Source organism: Sediminibacterium sp., from assembly GCF_051861365.1.
Taxonomy (GTDB): domain Bacteria; phylum Bacteroidota; class Bacteroidia; order Chitinophagales; family Chitinophagaceae; genus Sediminibacterium.
In genome coordinates this window covers 21,148-35,732 of record NZ_JBHYCW010000033.1, presented here as the reverse complement: position 1 = coordinate 35,732, position 14,585 = coordinate 21,148, and the positions used below count along the sequence as shown (strand labels likewise).

Below are 14,585 nucleotides of genomic sequence, written 5' to 3'. Positions count from 1 at the left end.
AAAGGGACTACTCGTTCATATCTTTGGAAAAATCGCAGCAGCATTCCTAAATCAGGTTTTCAACCCTTGATTCGCATAAATAGTTAGGTACTAGAACTTTCCAAAAGTTGATGATCAACTATTATTTTTCTTCATAGCACGAACCAATTTATCTGTTCGTCTGTCTGCCCTTGCATTTTGCAACGAAATAACAGCCCAAATTGCAGCAGGGATCCAACCCAGTATAGTGATTTGTAAAATCAGACAGAAGATGCCTGTAAATATTTTACCTCTTAACATGAAAGATAGAAAAGGGAATAAAATAGCTATGATTGTCATAGGGAATTTGATTCATTCAAGTTAATGATCAGATGTTCTTCCTTTATACATTTACGCAGCCTTAAATTACACCTTATTTTTTCAAAAAGATTAATGTGCGTATATGTACTGGTTATGAGATTCTTTACATTAATTATGAAAGACCCATAGCCAAAGATGAAAAAGCATATTTAGGATGCTGATTTAGTTTGAACATGTGAATGTAGCGTAGACTCACATAATCATGTGATTGTAAAAAAATGATGTAACATCTAAATTCATATCGCGTTTTATCACCAAATCCTTTGCATGAAACAGATCATTACACTCATCACTTTATTATTGTTAGGTACTAAAGCCTGGACTCAGATTCAAATTCGCGTATTTACAGACCCCTCTTTGAATAGAACCTATACCGGTAAACTCTACATCTTTACCCAAAATGATACCACAAAAAGAATTCCCAATAATCCTGATCCTTCTCAGGCCATGTTTGCATGGATGGTAAAAGATGTCAAGGATGAAATAACCGTAACGACCGACCAAGCTAGTAATCGCTACCTGCCTAATGGTATGTCTACATTAAAACCGGGTTATTATAAAATAGCCGGTATTTTGGATACAGACTTTGAAGAACGCGGAACATTCAATGCAGGAAATATTTATGCCAGAAAAGAAGCGATACTGTATGTAGATGAACAAGGAAAGGGAACAGCTACACTTGCGCTTACTTCTTTTATTGCATCACCCATTATTCGTGAAACTGAGCAGGTGAAAGAAGTGATTTTTAAAAGCAAACTACTATCTGATTTTCGCAAAAAAGATATTTTCATGAAAGCAGCCGTTCGTTTGCCTGCTTCTTATAAAAATGATAGCACGCGTTTGTACCCCATTGTATTTGTTATACCTGGTTGGGGTGGTACACATTATGATATGCAGGGTTCCATGCCGGTAAGACGGTACGGGATGGATATGGGTAAAGACAAAATCTATGTATACTTGAATCCTGAAACACAGTCTCCTTTCGGTCTTCATGCTTTTGTGGATTCAAGGGTGAATGGTCCCTGGGGAAAGGCATTGGTGGAAGAATTGATTCCACATTTGGAAAGCAAATACAGGATAGTAAAAGATGCGAGTCAGCGTTTTGTGATGGGACAAAGTACAGGTGGCTATGGCTCTCTTTGGTTGCAATTGAATTATCCGGATGCATTTGGAGGTTGTTGGTCGGTATCGCCGGATCCGGTGGACTTCACTTCTTTTATCGGTATCAATTTGTATGAAAAAGATGTAAACCTCTATACCAATAAAGAAGGAAAAGAACGGGGTATATTTTTTATGCAAGGAACACCTACCATGACCACCCGAGTTATGGCAGCTGTTGAAAACTTCACCGGTGATGGAGAGCAACTGCAGGCGTTTGAAGCAGAGTTTGGTGTGCCTGATAAAAACGGCAGACCTCAACAAGTATATGACCATACTACCGGAAAAGTAGATCCTGCTGTTGTAAAAAGCTGGGAACCTTATGATCTGGTAAATTCATTCAAAGAAATGCTTCAAAACTATCCGGTAAGATCAATGGTAAAGTGCATGTATATGCCGGTGCTGCCGATAATTTCTTATTGAATGAAGCGGTAACCGCATTTACACAAAAAGCGGTTGCAGCGAAAGTTCCTGTTGTTACAGAATTGATACCCGGAGCAGATCATTGGAATATTTGGTCAGAAGCTTTTACGAAACGGGTGGTTGCTGAGATCGATACTAAAATCGAATAATTCAAATGATTTAAATAGCTACGGACTTAAGTCTGTAGCTATTAATCATTTGAATGATCGTTTGATTCGGAATACATTTTCTGACTGTAGAGATAAGAAGTAATTGCCACACCAAATACAAGTATCATCATACTCATATTAAGGTCAATACCCCCAACACTAATCACAGAATATACAGCACCAATAAGATCAAAGAACAGTCCCGCATACGCCCACTCTTTGATCTTTTTCAAGAATGGTATCAATATCGCAATGGATCCTAACAATTTTGCAATACCAATGAAACGAATAAAATATTCGGGATAACCAAGGTATCCGGATAGAAATTGTTTGGACTCCTCATTCACCAAAATATTGGGAATAGCAGAGAAGATCATGAATCCTGCAAATAAGGCAGTGGTGATCCAGTAGATGAGTTTGGTTGATTTGGTTGGCATTTGAGTTTTTTTATTGGGTTTCTTCAGTGTCCTTCTGTGTCTTCAGTAGCAAATAATTTGCTATCAAGAAATTGCCACTGAAGGCACAGAAATATACAGAATTTTATGGGGCAAGACAATTGATCATCCAGTTGATACCGTACTTGTCTGTGAAGCTACCAAAATAAGCGCCCCAGAACATATCTTGTAAAGGCATACTGATGGTGCCTCCCGCAGATAAAGCATCAAAAATTCTCTTGGCTTCTGCTCTGGATACCGGCTCCAGACTAATGTGCATATTATTCCCTTGCGTTACAGTAAAGCCCATTTCTTTAGGAGCATCCGTACCCATCAGCATATGGTTAGCTGTGATCGGTAGCTCTACATGTAGTACCATGTTTTTTACTGTATCGGCTATCGGTGGCTGATCGGCACTGGCAGGAAGTTCACCGAAACGTTTGATACCTCCAGTTGTAAATTCAGTTTTGAAAACAGAACGATAAAAAAGAAAAGCCTCTTCCGTATTACCCGGGAAATTCAAATACGTACACACTCTTTCTTTAGTGCTAGTTTTCATTTCTGCACGTAACTTAAATTGCGCTTCAATGTACTGATCCAGATTTTGCAATGCCATCGTAAATCCTTCTTTGAATCCGAGCGCTACAATTTTCTCTAAGTCAGCGAGTGATTGATAAGCAATTACAATATTTACCGTGGTCACATCTTCATTTTCACTGAAACGATTGGTCCAGTGAGAACGTGGGAAGTCTGGATTCACTTTTCCTTCTTCATCACAAAATGCATCCAATCCTGAGAAGACCACATGTTTATCAATATGCTCATAGTCTGCGCGGCACCAGTGGCAATCACTTTCCGGACCAATCATTCTATAATGCCAATAACCGCCTTCTCTGAAATCCATGGATTTTGTTTCCGTGCGATAAGGTTTGGGTGCCCACCAGAGATCCAACAATTCAGGTTTTGTCCAGGCATCCCAGACAAAATGCAGATTGGCGACAAATTCGCGCTTTACATGAATGGTGTTGGTTTCTTTATTCACTGTAAAGTCGAATAAAAGATTGCTGTTCATTTCTTTTGTGTTTTAAGGGTGTGTAAGACTTTATCTAATTGGCTGAATCTGTTTTCCCATAGCAAACGAAACTGTTCCAGCCATTTATCGATTTCTTTCATCTTTTTAGCGTTAAGGGTATAGTAAATCTCTCGGCCAGACTGTTCCTGCTCTACCAACTGGCATTCTGTTAGTATGCGTAAGTGTTTGGAAACAGCTTGTCTGCTCGAATCAAAATGTTCAGCAATGGCATTGGGTGTCATGGCTTGAAATGCGATCAATGCGATAATGGCTCTTCTGGTAGGGTCTGCAATAGCCTGGAATACATCACGTCTCATCTTAAGCGGGTTGATAGGTTAGTACGACTATGCCACAATCAAAAGACCTCGATTGAAGTAATGTATAGGCTTGCTTTTTTTGTAACTGCTGAAAAATAGGTAACCCTTTTCCGATGGCAGTTGGATTTACAAACAAATGCAATTCATCTATTAAATTATTTTCTATTAAAGCCGAAAGAAACCCGGCTCCACCATAGGCAATCATATCTTTCCCATTAATTTGCTTCAAAGCTTGTATCTCTTGTCGCAGCTCTCCTTTTGCAAGACTAGTACGTTCCCATGGACATTCATGCAATGTTTTGGTAAATACAACTTTTGGAGTATTCACAAAAACATCGGCACCATCGGCGGGAGAATCACTGTTCAGCGACTCAGTCCAATAGGGAATAAATCCCTCTGCCAATTTCCTCCCCAAAAGAATGGTATCAATGGTACCGGTGAGTTCAGTTACATATTGTTTAAGGTCATCAGACCAGTTGAAATTCATCCAATCCATTTCTCCATTGGGTCCTGCAATGTATCCATCAATGCTTATTTGGACTTGTACTTTCAGTTTGCGCATGCTAGTAAGATTAATTTATGAAACCTTTCGGTTGCAAATATATGCGCAACCGTTTGGTTTCTCAAAATTATTTTTTGATATGGTTAAAAATTGTTTTTGAGCAGGTTATGTGCTTTCATAGACTTAGCAGAATAAATTCATCATAAAATATTCATTTACTTGCCATACTTCTCTTCCTCAACGTACTTTTGCAGCAGCTAAGCATCTGTTATGAAGAAAATACTATTGTTATTGGTATTGGTTCCTATTCTTTCCTGGTCGCAGAGTAAACGTAAAAAGCGAATAGCCGAAGAAAAAGCCAATGCGGTTTTGGTGGCTTCTTTGAAATCGCATGTACAATACCTGGCCGATGATCAATTGGAAGGTCGCTTAACCGGTAGCAAAGGTGAAGAACTGGCCATGCAATACCTTGTTCATCAATACCAGCAAATGGGTATAGAAGCCAAGGGCACGAATGGCTATGTACAGGAATTTGTGATCAATGAAGGGAAACAAATGGATGCGGCTACCCGTTTGGTAGTAGAGGATCAAATACTAACCATTCGCAAAGACTATTTTCCGTTACCATACAGTGCCAATAAGTCTGCACAAGGAAAACCTGCAGTAGCACTTACCGAAAAAGGACAGCCTTGGTTTTTTGATTTACAAGATGTTTTGGAAGACAATCAAAACAATCCACATTTTGATATAGAAAATACAATCAAACAACAAGCGGCACATGCTGTTAGTAAAGGAGCCACTGCTTTATTTGTGTATAACAGCTCCAATCGAGTTGACAATATTCAATTCAATAAGAATGATACTTCTGCTTTATTGTCAATTCCGATTATCTATATTACTAAAGAAGGCGTTAAGAAATATTTTGCAGATGAATCTGCGAGTTATGCCATTAGTGTGAATGTTTCTTTGTCAGAAAAAAAGCGCAAAGCCAGAAATGTAATTGCGTTTTTAAATAATAATGCAGCTAATACAGTCATCATTGGCGCACATTATGATCACCTAGGATATGGCGAGGATAAATCAGCCTTGGATACATTCCATGCCGTTCATAATGGCGCTGATGATAATGCCAGTGGTACTGCAGTATTGCTGGAACTGGCTCGTATGCTAAAAGTAAAAGCCCCTACTAATAACAATTATCTCTTTATTCATTTTTCCGGCGAAGAACTGGGGTTACTGGGAAGTAAATATTGGTTAGAAAATCCAACTGTAAAAATTACTCCCAACTATATGATCAATATGGACATGGTGGGACGTTATGATACTTCACATAAACTAACGGTAGGTGGTTATGGCACTTCTCCGGTTTGGGGTGAAGTATGGAAGGGATTGAGTTCAAACCTGATCATAAAATTTGATAGTACCGGTAGTGGCCCAAGTGATCATGCCAGTTTTTACCGTGCCAATATTCCGGTACAATTTTTTTTCACCGGTAGTCATCCCGATTATCATAAAATCAGCGATGATGCAGACAAGATCAATTACGATGCACAAAAAGACATTGTAAAATTGATATATGAACTCATCACCCGTACAGATACGAAAGGTAAACTGAGTTTTACAAAAACCACCGAACCTCAAATGGGACAAACACGCCGTTTCACTGTAAGTCTGGGTGTCATCCCTGATTATGGCTATTCCGGTACCGGTATGCGTATTGATGGTGTTAGTCCGGGTAAACTAGCAGAAAAACTGGGTATACAGGCTGGTGATATTTTATTGCAACTCGGAGAATTTAAATTCGTAGATGTGATGAGTTATATGCAAGCATTGGGTAAATTTAACAAAGGAGATAAAACGCAGTTGCGGATCAAAAGAGGGAATGAGGAGAAAGTATTTGAAGTAGAGCTGTGATGTAGTCCATGGACCATAGTCGATGGTCCATGGTAGGAAAAGAGAATTTATCTGATAAAAATACCATGGACTATGGACTATGGACCATTCACTATCGCCTATGGCCACTACCAAACTCAGACTGAACATTGAGGAACTCAACGAAGATTTTTTCGATGACACTCGGTTATTGGGGATCACAGCGCCGGTGAAGAATTATCAGTTTTGTTTACAATTGAATAATTTATTGGGATATCAATTCAGACTGAACCCATCATTGGAAATTCATTTACGGAGAAAAGAGCGGAGCTATTATTTTAGCATCTATGAATCAAAAGAGCCAAATAGCTTTTTAGTACATTACTTATATCACAATCAGTTCGACGGAGAATATTTATTACCTGAATTCAAGCACATGGATTTCTTATGGTTGATGAAAGGAGATTTGGTAGATGATGCAAAGTGTAACTGGATCAAACAATCTGTCAAAAATTTAGCCGGCGTGCAGCTGGTAGCAGAGCTCACGAATGAGCAGATCAAGAACAAAGGGAATATGGTCTTTTGATAACAGAGAAATAAGAAATAAGGAACAGAGGAATGTCCAAATAAAGATTGGCGTTGAGTATTCATCATTCAAAATTCATTTTGCCATGTGGGTAGAAGAAAATAATAAACTGTATAAGAAATTTCAGTTTCAGAATTTTTCCGAGGCTTTTGCTTTTATGACAAGGGTTGCTATTGAAGCTGAGAAGATGAATCATCATCCTTACTGGAGCAATATGTGGAATACTGTTGAGATATGGTTAAGTACACATGATGCCGGCGATATCGTTACTGATCTTGACCATCAACTTGCACAAAAAATTGATAAACTCTCTTAATATGGCTGTGCCCGCTGATTTAGTGTTAATGATTCGTCCGGCAGATACAGCTGATAAAGTGGTATTGCAAAATTTTGATGCGCTACAGCATGCATTCAAAAAAAATGAGGTTCAAGCCGTAGTGTTTGAACAAGACGCCGCTGATTCTATCGATGCTATTTTCCCCTCCTGTTGGTTAACCACTTTGCCTGATAGAACAGTAGCAGTGTTACCTATGTACCGAAGAGATCGAAGACAAGAAAAAAGGGATGATATCCTTGAATACCTACGCAAATACTTTCTGGTCAATGATATTGAAGATTGGAGTGAATTTGAAGTAGATGGATTTTTCCTTGAAGGCACTGCCAGTATGGTGATGGATCATGAGCACAAACTCATCTATGCGTGCTTATCGCAGAGAACCCATACAGCCATGTTGGAGAAATTTGCAGCAGCACATCAGTATAAAGCTATTGCTTTTTATGCTACGGATACTTCCGGAAAGTTTTTATTGCATACCAATCGTATGTTATGTCTGGGTTCAGATTTCGCATTGTTGTGTGAAGAAGCATTTGCTGATGACATGGATCTGATGGCGGTGAAACAATTATTATTATCTACCGGCTATCGCATCATTCCTTTTTCGTATGATCAGTTAGAGGCGTTTATGGGGAATGCATTTTTTTGCGTGAATGCTAATGGCAAAGCTTTTTTATTCCTTTCTGAAACTGCTGAATTAACAAAAGAGCAAGAAGAAGCGATTAGTGCATCTGCAACAATTGTTAGTGTTCCTATGAGTGCTATAGAACATGTTGGCGGTGCAAGTGTGGGCTCTATTGTTGCACCTGTCTTTATTCCAATTGCTTAAGTGATGATGGGCCGCATTTTTTTATGATTATTATAATGAACGCAGATTTTACATAGACAAATAAATCATAATTGATCATAAAAAATCTGCGACCTATCCTTCGCACTTATCATCAAGCAACCACCGTGATCGTCTTTTCAGCCTTTTCAATCATCTTACCGATGGGCTCGATAAAATTTTCAAGTCCATTTTCACGCAATGTAGTTTGTACTTGCTCCAATGCATCCGGCGCAACGGCAATGAGTAGCCCGCCATTGGTTTGAGGATCAGGAAGAATACTGAAAGCTTCCATCACATTTACACCAGCACCAAAACCTGTTTTACTGCTATAGCTGTTCCAGTTACGATAAGTAGCATCCGGAACAATTCTTTGTGCGAGATAGTTTTTTACAGCATGGATCACCGGTACTTTTGAATAATAGAGTTCAGCAGACAGCCCACTGCCCTCGGCTACTTCGAGTAAATGTCCAAGTAAGCCAAAGCCGGTTACATCTGTCATCGCATGCACCCCGTTGATTTTTCCCAGTGCAGCACCCACTTTATTCAACTGCATCAATTGTTGCAATAAAACTTGTTGGTCATCATCACTCAGTAATTCTTTTTTTTGCGCTGTAGATAAAATACCTACACCCAAAGGTTTGGTGAGTAATAACCAATCTTCTTTCTGAGCGGTGTTGTTTTGTTTGAGGTTTTTTTTATGAACAAGTCCATTGACGGCTAATCCAAAAATAGGTTCAGGAGAATCGATGCTATGACCGCCTGCCAGCGGAATACCTGCTTCCGCACAAATAGCACGTGCTCCTTCAATAACTTGTTGAGCAAGCTCTGCGGGTAATTTATCAACCGGCCATCCAAGAATGGCGATGGCGAGAATGGGCTGTCCACCCATAGCATATACATCACTGATGGCATTGGCGCCGGCAATTTTTCCGAAAGCGAAGGCGTCATCTACAATCGGCATAAAAAAATCAGTTGTACTAATCAGTACCTGATCATTACCAAGATCATAAGCTGCTGCATCATCCTTAGTAGTATTGCCTACCAATAATTGTGGAAACAAAGTAGCGGGTTGATCAGATTTCAAAATCGTATCCAAAACAGCCGGAGCGATCTTACAACCACACCCGGCACCATGAGAAAACTGGGTAAGACGAATAGAAGAATTCATGTGGAATTGATTAGGGTGCAAGTTAAGGGGAGAAGGGAAGAATGATGAATAATGAATATTGAATGATGAAGTTTGGAGGACCGGTATCATTCGATATTCATCATTCAATATTCATTATTCACCCAGTTTACTTCTCCAAACACAAACCGATCTGCCGGACCGTCTTTTACCAGCAACTCTCCGTTTTCATTAACACCAAGTATGTTGCAGGTGAACCGAGTGTTGAGTTTTTTGAGTTGTACGATTTCGTTTCTTTTGAACAAATACCCGTTGTATTCTTCTAATAATGGTGAAAAGGGATGGTTGAATAGTTGATGCATACGTTGGGTAAGGTCGGTGCAGAGTTCTTGAGCGAGTTGTACCGGATCAAAAGTTTTACCCGTGATTTGTTTGAGTGAAACAGGGTTGATCAGTGTAGGGTCGAATGCGGTTTGGTTGATGTTGATACCCATTCCCGCAACTGCCCATTGCCACTGTTGACCCCGAATTTGGTTCTCAATCAAAATTCCCCCTGCCTTTCTGTCACGCCAATAGATATCGTTGGGCCATTTAATGCGGGTCTCTTCACCCGCATACCTGCTAAAAAAATCATAACAAGCCAAGGCAACCGCAACACTTAATCTGAATTGTTGCCCCAGTATCAATGGATTTGGGTCAATGATAGTGGAAAGAATAATGTTTTGCCCCCCCTCAGTCACCCAGGTCTTTCCATGTTGCCCCTTCCCTGCCACCTGCTGATGCGCAAAGAAAACTGAACCATGTGTTGCCATATTGTGTTGAATATGGGTCATGGCATAGATGTTGGTACTATCTGTCACAGATAATTCCACGAACGGCTGTCCGATTGGTGTTTTAACGATGTCTGATGGCAAAGAATTACTATTTTTGACGAAGTTACCGATGTCAAAGGTACACAGACCGTTCAACACCAAGCAGGGTGTTAAAGAAAGAGGGTCAGAGGATCCGGATCATTGTTTAATTTAAATCAACGCTATTATTGGAACCGCTTTCAGTTTTACAAAGCCGCACGAAGAGTTCGGTATCTAGACTTACCAGAAATTCTAAAATTTTCAAGGCTATTATTAAAGCTATTCAGGATAAAAAAGGTGAAAATATCATCAGTCTGGATCTCCGAAAAATACCGGAAGCTTCGGCTGACTTTTTTGTGGTTTGTCAGGCTTCTAGTACTACCCAGATCAGGGCTATCTGTGATTCAGTAGAAGAAGAAGTGAAAAAGAGTTGTGATGAGCATCCTTATAAGCATGAAGGCAGACAGGCATTGCAATGGGTGCTGATTGATTATGTGAACATTGTAGTGCATGTGATGCATCCGGATGCCAGAAAGTTTTACAAATTAGAAGAAATGTGGAGTGATGCGGCTTCGCAGATCCATGAATAAATAAAAAATTATAGGGTCACTGAATATATCGGATCCTGAATCGTCAATACAGAGAGGAATATGTCACAGGAAAACAAGCAATCGAAAATGGAAAAAGGAGATGGTCAACGTAAGGGACCAAAATTCAATATTTACTGGGTATATGGTATCATCGCTATTGTGCTGATTCTGGCACAGGTCATGAACTTTTCACCGGAATTGAAAGTGATTTCCGAGCAGCAATTCAGAAATGAGATATTGCTACCCGGTGATGTACAGAAACTGGATCTGGTGAAGAACAAAGAACAGGTGCATGTCTATATCAAGTCAGACAGACTCTCCAAAGAGTTTTATGTAAAACAATTCAAAGGACGTTTATCTGCAGATAAAGTAAAAGGCACACCGCTGTTTGCTTTTGAAGTGGTAGACTGGAAAGCTTTTGAAGAAAGACTGGATACTTTCTGCAAAGCCAATAATGTAGCTGAAGTAGAAATGCGTGTTGTGAAAGCACCGGAATGGTTTGGTCCATTGTTGAATACGGTGTTCACATTGCTCATCATTATTGTTGCGTGGATTTTGTTAATGCGTAAAATGGGCGGCCCCGCCAGTGGTGGTGGTCCGGGTGGGATTTTCAACATCGGTAAATCAAAAGCTACTTTATTTGATAAAGGAGCGAAAGTGAACATCACTTTTGCGGATGTGGCCGGATTGGATGAAGCAAAAGTTGAAGTCATGGAAATCGTTGATTTCCTGAAGAACCCTAAAAAATATACTTCACTGGGTGGTAAGATTCCAAAAGGTGCTTTATTGGTGGGTCCTCCGGGTACGGGTAAAACATTATTAGCAAAAGCCATGGCGGGTGAAGCACAAGTACCTTTCTTTAGCTTGAGTGGTAGTGATTTCGTGGAAATGTTTGTGGGTGTAGGTGCGAGTCGTGTACGTGATTTGTTTAAGCAAGCTAGAGAGAAAGCACCTTGTATCATCTTTATTGATGAGATCGATGCCATTGGTCGTGCACGTGGTAGAAATGCCATCATGAGTAATGATGAAAGAGAGAATACATTGAACCAATTATTGGTGGAGATGGATGGTTTTGGTGGTGATACCGGTATCATTATCCTTGCTGCTACCAATAGACCCGATGTATTGGATAGTGCGTTGTTGCGTCCGGGACGTTTCGATAGACAAATTTCTATTGACAGACCGGATGTAAAGGGTCGTGAAGCGATCTTTAAAGTACACTTAGGTCCGATCAAAATATCTGAAACATTGGATCTGCATAAGCTGGCCGAACAAACACCGGGTTTTGCCGGTGCTGATATTGCCAACGTATGTAATGAAGCAGCATTGATTGCAGCGCGTAAAGGAAAAGAAGCAGTAGACATGAGCGACTTCCAAGATGCCATTGACCGTGTGATCGGTGGATTGGAAAAGAAAAACAAAATCATTGCTCCACATGAAAAGTCTGTGATCGCTTATCATGAAGCCGGACATGCTGTGTGTGGTTGGTTCTTGGAGCATGCATATCCTTTATTGAAAGTAACCATTGTACCAAGAGGAACGGCTGCTTTGGGGTATGCGCAATACACACCTACCGAACAATACCTGTACAATACAGATCAGTTAATGGATCAGATTTGTATGACTTTGGGTGGTCGTGCTGCAGAGCAGATTTTCTTTGGAAAAATTTCTACCGGTGCTGCGAATGATCTTCAACAGATCACTAGAATTGCTTATAGTATGGTAACAGCTTATGGTATGAATAAGAAAGTAGGGAATGTAAGTTTCTATGATCCTTCACAGGAAAATACTTTTACGAAACCATACAGCGAAGAAACCGGAAAGTTGATCGATGAAGAAGTAAGAAGTATCATTGATGAAGCGTATCAGCGTACCATTCATTTATTAACTGAGAAAAAAGAACAAGTAGAAAAGCTGGCGAAGGAATTATTAGATAAAGAAGTATTGCATAAAAGTGATGTAGAAGAATTGATTGGTAAAAGACCTTTTGAGGAAAAGAAATTATTAGAAGTAGAAGAGACGCCGCCTGCTGCTACAGAAGTGATTGCGGAAGAAACAGCAGCACCTGATACAAACACTACAACGGATTCAAACGAAACGGTATAATGTCACAATCAGCAAGAGATACCATTTTGAAAAAAATAAAACAGGCACTAACTCAACCAGTGCCTGTTCCCTTTCCCCAACAAACAGAACAGTCTTCAGTATTCCATGCGCCGGCTGAAGAGTTGGATCTTTTATTTGCAGAAAATTTCACCAAACTCCAAGGTTATTTTTCTTATTGTGAAAATGAAAAGGAGCTGGCTTCACAACTCAATATGCTTTTCATTAAAAGGGAGTGGAAAGAGTTGTATTGCAGAGAAGATGAACTCAGACAAATACTTATAGATTCAGGTTTTCATGCCATGGCAGCCCCCGATGTAGAAAGTTGTGATGCTTCTATCACAGGTTGCGAATACTTGGTGGCAAGAACGGGAAGTATGGTACTATCCAGCGGACAACAAAGTGGTAGAACGGTGAGTGTGTATGCGCCCATTCATATTTGTATTGCATATACAGATCAGTTGGTCTATGATATTGATGAAGCTTTATTGTCATTACAAAAAGAATATGGAGAGCAATTACCTTCCATGATTACATTAGCAACCGGTCCGAGCAGAACCGCTGATATTGAGAAAACACTGGTAGTGGGTGTGCATGGTCCGAAAGAAGTATTTTGTTTTCTCGTTCAAAGAACTAATTAAAGCGTATGTCTATCACTGTATTGCCTTTATTTGTGTATGGTTCACTCAGAAGTGGCTTTCAGCATCCTGCATACGCATATATTAGTAAATATTTTGAATTGGCAGGTACCGCAAAAGTGAAGGGTGCTTTATATGATATGGGTGAATATCCGGCGGCAGTTCCAACCAATGCCGAAACTTGGATCACCGGAGAATTGTATACCATTCAACAAACTGCTGAATTTCCATGGGCGATGGGTCAGTTGGATGATTATGAGGGTATCAATGGTGAAGCCGATGAGCCGGTATTGTATGCTCGGGAGAAAACAACGGTATACTTGAATGATACTGCTATCGAAGCATGGATCTACTGGTATAAAGGAGATGTAAGTGGCAGACCTCGTATTGAATGTGGCGATTTGCTGGTATATATGCAACAGAAAAATAAACAGTAAATTCACAGATCATTCATGCATCAAACGGATGCACAATTGTTATTTGCCTAATGCCATCCATTACACCGCAACAAAAAATATATTTTCTTTCAGATTTTCATCTCGGCGCGCCTGATTATGAACAGAGTCTTGTTCGTGAAAAAAAAGTAGTAGCATTTTTGGATAGTATCAAAGATAGTGCTGCTATGATCTTTATTGTGGGAGATATTTTTGATTTCTGGTATGAATACAAACAGGTAGTACCCAAAGGTTATGTACGTTTACTCGGTAAGCTTGCTGAACTTACCGATCGCGGGATTGCAATCCATTTTTTTGTCGGTAATCATGATATGTGGATGCGCGGATATTTTGAGAAAGAACTGAATATTCCGGTCTACCATCACCCTAAAGTATTTGAATGGAATGGGAAGCGTTTTTATATTGGTCATGGTGACGGGTTGGGTCCGGGTGATCATGGTTATAAGTTTTTGAAGAAGATATTTCGAAATCCTTTGTGTCAGTGGTTGTTCGGATTATTGCATCCTACTTGGGGAATCGGGTTGGCCAATTATTTCAGCAGAAAGAGTCGAGAAAAGACAGGCACTTCCGATCAGCATTTTTTAGGTGAAGAAAATGAGTGGCTAATTATTTATTGTAAAGAAATGTTGGCTAAAGAACATTTTGATTATCTCATATTTGGTCATCGTCATTATCCCATTGACTTTAAGTTGAATGAAAACAGTCGATATATCAACCTCGGCGACTGGATCCGTAACTTCACCTATGCTAGTTTTGATGGTACGAATATGCAGCTCCATCAATGGCAATCTTAAAGCTTCTTAGTAA

At 39.8% G+C, this 14,585-nt stretch carries 18 protein-coding genes; 11 read left to right on the top strand and 7 right to left on the bottom strand.

Translation table 11 applies throughout. The annotated features are described in order from the left end of the window. Positions 1-114 precede the first annotated feature (114 nt). Positions 115-318, bottom strand: a complete 204-nt coding sequence (locus ACTIEV_RS13310; protein WP_322195462.1) for a YqaE/Pmp3 family membrane protein — start codon at positions 316-318, stop codon at positions 115-117. Between the two features lie 288 nt (positions 319-606). Between ACTIEV_RS13310 and ACTIEV_RS13305 the strand changes: the two genes are divergently transcribed. Both ACTIEV_RS13305 and ACTIEV_RS13300 read left to right on the top strand, forming a co-directional pair. After that, a complete protein-coding gene (locus tag ACTIEV_RS13305) occupies positions 607-1,920 on the top strand; it encodes an alpha/beta hydrolase (protein WP_322195463.1) in 1,314 nt (437 codons plus the stop codon). Continuing rightward, complete coding sequence (locus ACTIEV_RS13300) at positions 1,881-2,069, top strand: hypothetical protein (protein ID WP_322195464.1); 189 nt, start codon at positions 1,881-1,883, stop codon at positions 2,067-2,069. The genes ACTIEV_RS13305 and ACTIEV_RS13300 overlap by 40 nt, the downstream gene beginning before the upstream one ends. A 41-nt stretch (positions 2,070-2,110) precedes the next feature. Here ACTIEV_RS13300 and ACTIEV_RS13295 read toward each other — a convergent pair whose 3' ends face one another. The 4 genes from ACTIEV_RS13295 to ACTIEV_RS13280 form a co-directional block, all read right to left on the bottom strand. After that, positions 2,111-2,506 (bottom strand): DoxX family protein, encoded by a 396-nt coding sequence (locus ACTIEV_RS13295; protein WP_322195465.1) that lies wholly within the window; start codon positions 2,504-2,506, stop codon positions 2,111-2,113. 103 nt (positions 2,507-2,609) lie between these two features. Next, complete coding sequence (locus ACTIEV_RS13290; protein ID WP_322195466.1) at positions 2,610-3,575, bottom strand: SRPBCC domain-containing protein; 966 nt, start codon at positions 3,573-3,575, stop codon at positions 2,610-2,612. Beyond that, positions 3,572-3,892, bottom strand: coding sequence for an ArsR/SmtB family transcription factor (locus tag ACTIEV_RS13285; RefSeq protein ID WP_178888688.1), 321 nt, complete (start codon positions 3,890-3,892; stop codon positions 3,572-3,574). Before ACTIEV_RS13285 ends, ACTIEV_RS13290 begins: the two co-directional genes overlap by 4 nt. Before the next feature lies 1 nt (position 3,893). Then, entirely contained in the window at positions 3,894-4,454 is a 561-nt protein-coding gene (locus ACTIEV_RS13280; RefSeq protein WP_322195467.1) for a dihydrofolate reductase family protein, read from the bottom strand. 210 nt (positions 4,455-4,664) lie between these two features. On the opposite strand from ACTIEV_RS13280, the gene ACTIEV_RS13275 reads away from it, so the two are divergent. The 4 genes from ACTIEV_RS13275 (at position 4,665) to ACTIEV_RS13260 (ending at position 8,015) form a co-directional block, all read left to right on the top strand. Continuing rightward, on the top strand, positions 4,665-6,308 hold the full coding sequence (locus ACTIEV_RS13275) for a M28 family peptidase (RefSeq protein WP_439516667.1): 1,644 nt from the start codon (positions 4,665-4,667) through the stop codon (positions 6,306-6,308). 79 nt (positions 6,309-6,387) lie between these two features. Then, on the top strand, positions 6,388-6,852 hold the full coding sequence (locus tag ACTIEV_RS13270; protein ID WP_439516666.1) for an IPExxxVDY family protein: 465 nt from the start codon (positions 6,388-6,390) through the stop codon (positions 6,850-6,852). 85 nt (positions 6,853-6,937) lie between these two features. Further along, positions 6,938-7,168, top strand: coding sequence for a 4a-hydroxytetrahydrobiopterin dehydratase (locus ACTIEV_RS13265; protein WP_439516665.1), 231 nt, complete (start codon positions 6,938-6,940; stop codon positions 7,166-7,168). 1 nt (position 7,169) lies between these two features. Continuing rightward, on the top strand, positions 7,170-8,015 hold the full coding sequence (locus ACTIEV_RS13260) for an arginine deiminase-related protein (RefSeq protein WP_439516664.1): 846 nt from the start codon (positions 7,170-7,172) through the stop codon (positions 8,013-8,015). A 112-nt stretch (positions 8,016-8,127) separates the two neighbouring features. On the opposite strand, the gene selD is transcribed toward ACTIEV_RS13260, so the two are convergent. Together selD and ACTIEV_RS13250 are read right to left on the bottom strand one after the other, a co-directional pair. Then, positions 8,128-9,183 carry a selenide, water dikinase SelD gene (selD, locus tag ACTIEV_RS13255; RefSeq protein ID WP_439516663.1) on the bottom strand — a complete coding sequence of 352 codons (1,056 nt, stop codon included), beginning with the start codon at positions 9,181-9,183 and terminating at the stop codon, positions 8,128-8,130. A 104-nt stretch (positions 9,184-9,287) separates the two neighbouring features. Further along, positions 9,288-10,055 (bottom strand): biotin--[acetyl-CoA-carboxylase] ligase, encoded by a 768-nt coding sequence (locus ACTIEV_RS13250; RefSeq protein WP_439516662.1) that lies wholly within the window; start codon positions 10,053-10,055, stop codon positions 9,288-9,290. 125 nt (positions 10,056-10,180) lie between these two features. On the opposite strand from ACTIEV_RS13250, the gene rsfS reads away from it, so the two are divergent. The 5 genes from rsfS to ACTIEV_RS13225 are packed head-to-tail and all read left to right on the top strand — an operon-like array spanning position 10,181 to position 14,572. Beyond that, entirely contained in the window at positions 10,181-10,582 is a 402-nt protein-coding gene (gene rsfS, locus ACTIEV_RS13245; RefSeq protein WP_178888683.1) for a ribosome silencing factor, read from the top strand. A 60-nt stretch (positions 10,583-10,642) separates the two neighbouring features. Next, positions 10,643-12,688 (top strand): ATP-dependent zinc metalloprotease FtsH, encoded by a 2,046-nt coding sequence (gene ftsH, locus ACTIEV_RS13240; protein WP_439516661.1) that lies wholly within the window; start codon positions 10,643-10,645, stop codon positions 12,686-12,688. Further along, the gene (locus ACTIEV_RS13235; RefSeq protein WP_439516660.1) at positions 12,688-13,326 is read left to right on the top strand and encodes a LutC/YkgG family protein; all 639 of its coding nucleotides are present in this window, start codon (positions 12,688-12,690) and stop codon (positions 13,324-13,326) included. Before ftsH ends, ACTIEV_RS13235 begins: the two co-directional genes overlap by 1 nt. Before the next feature lie 5 nt (positions 13,327-13,331). After that, positions 13,332-13,760, top strand: a complete 429-nt coding sequence (locus tag ACTIEV_RS13230) for a gamma-glutamylcyclotransferase family protein (RefSeq protein WP_439516659.1) — start codon at positions 13,332-13,334, stop codon at positions 13,758-13,760. Between the two features lie 50 nt (positions 13,761-13,810). After that, on the top strand, positions 13,811-14,572 hold the full coding sequence (locus tag ACTIEV_RS13225; RefSeq protein WP_439516658.1) for a UDP-2,3-diacylglucosamine diphosphatase: 762 nt from the start codon (positions 13,811-13,813) through the stop codon (positions 14,570-14,572). The last annotated feature ends 13 nt before the right edge of the window (positions 14,573-14,585 follow it).

Bases quoted from the DNA above. Each gene is read 5' to 3' on its own strand.
- ACTIEV_RS13270 (WP_439516666.1), top strand. From the start codon at position 6,388: ATGGACCATTCACTATCGCCTATGGCCACTACCAAACTCAGACTGAAC.
- ACTIEV_RS13265 (WP_439516665.1), top strand. From the start codon at position 6,938: ATGTGGGTAGAAGAAAATAATAAACTGTATAAGAAATTTCAGTTTCAG.
- ftsH (WP_439516661.1), top strand. From the start codon at position 10,643: ATGTCACAGGAAAACAAGCAATCGAAAATGGAAAAAGGAGATGGTCAA.
- ACTIEV_RS13260 (WP_439516664.1), top strand. From the start codon at position 7,170: ATGGCTGTGCCCGCTGATTTAGTGTTAATGATTCGTCCGGCAGATACA.
- ACTIEV_RS13305 (WP_322195463.1), top strand. From the start codon at position 607: ATGAAACAGATCATTACACTCATCACTTTATTATTGTTAGGTACTAAA.
- selD (WP_439516663.1), bottom strand. From the start codon at position 9,183: ATGAATTCTTCTATTCGTCTTACCCAGTTTTCTCATGGTGCCGGGTGT.
- ACTIEV_RS13290 (WP_322195466.1), bottom strand. From the start codon at position 3,575: ATGAACAGCAATCTTTTATTCGACTTTACAGTGAATAAAGAAACCAAC.
- ACTIEV_RS13310 (WP_322195462.1), bottom strand. From the start codon at position 318: ATGACAATCATAGCTATTTTATTCCCTTTTCTATCTTTCATGTTAAGA.
- ACTIEV_RS13275 (WP_439516667.1), top strand. From the start codon at position 4,665: ATGAAGAAAATACTATTGTTATTGGTATTGGTTCCTATTCTTTCCTGG.
- ACTIEV_RS13230 (WP_439516659.1), top strand. From the start codon at position 13,332: ATGTCTATCACTGTATTGCCTTTATTTGTGTATGGTTCACTCAGAAGT.
- ACTIEV_RS13235 (WP_439516660.1), top strand. From the start codon at position 12,688: ATGTCACAATCAGCAAGAGATACCATTTTGAAAAAAATAAAACAGGCA.
- ACTIEV_RS13225 (WP_439516658.1), top strand. From the start codon at position 13,811: ATGCCATCCATTACACCGCAACAAAAAATATATTTTCTTTCAGATTTT.
- ACTIEV_RS13280 (WP_322195467.1), bottom strand. From the start codon at position 4,454: ATGCGCAAACTGAAAGTACAAGTCCAAATAAGCATTGATGGATACATT.
- ACTIEV_RS13295 (WP_322195465.1), bottom strand. From the start codon at position 2,506: ATGCCAACCAAATCAACCAAACTCATCTACTGGATCACCACTGCCTTA.
- ACTIEV_RS13285 (WP_178888688.1), bottom strand. From the start codon at position 3,892: ATGAGACGTGATGTATTCCAGGCTATTGCAGACCCTACCAGAAGAGCC.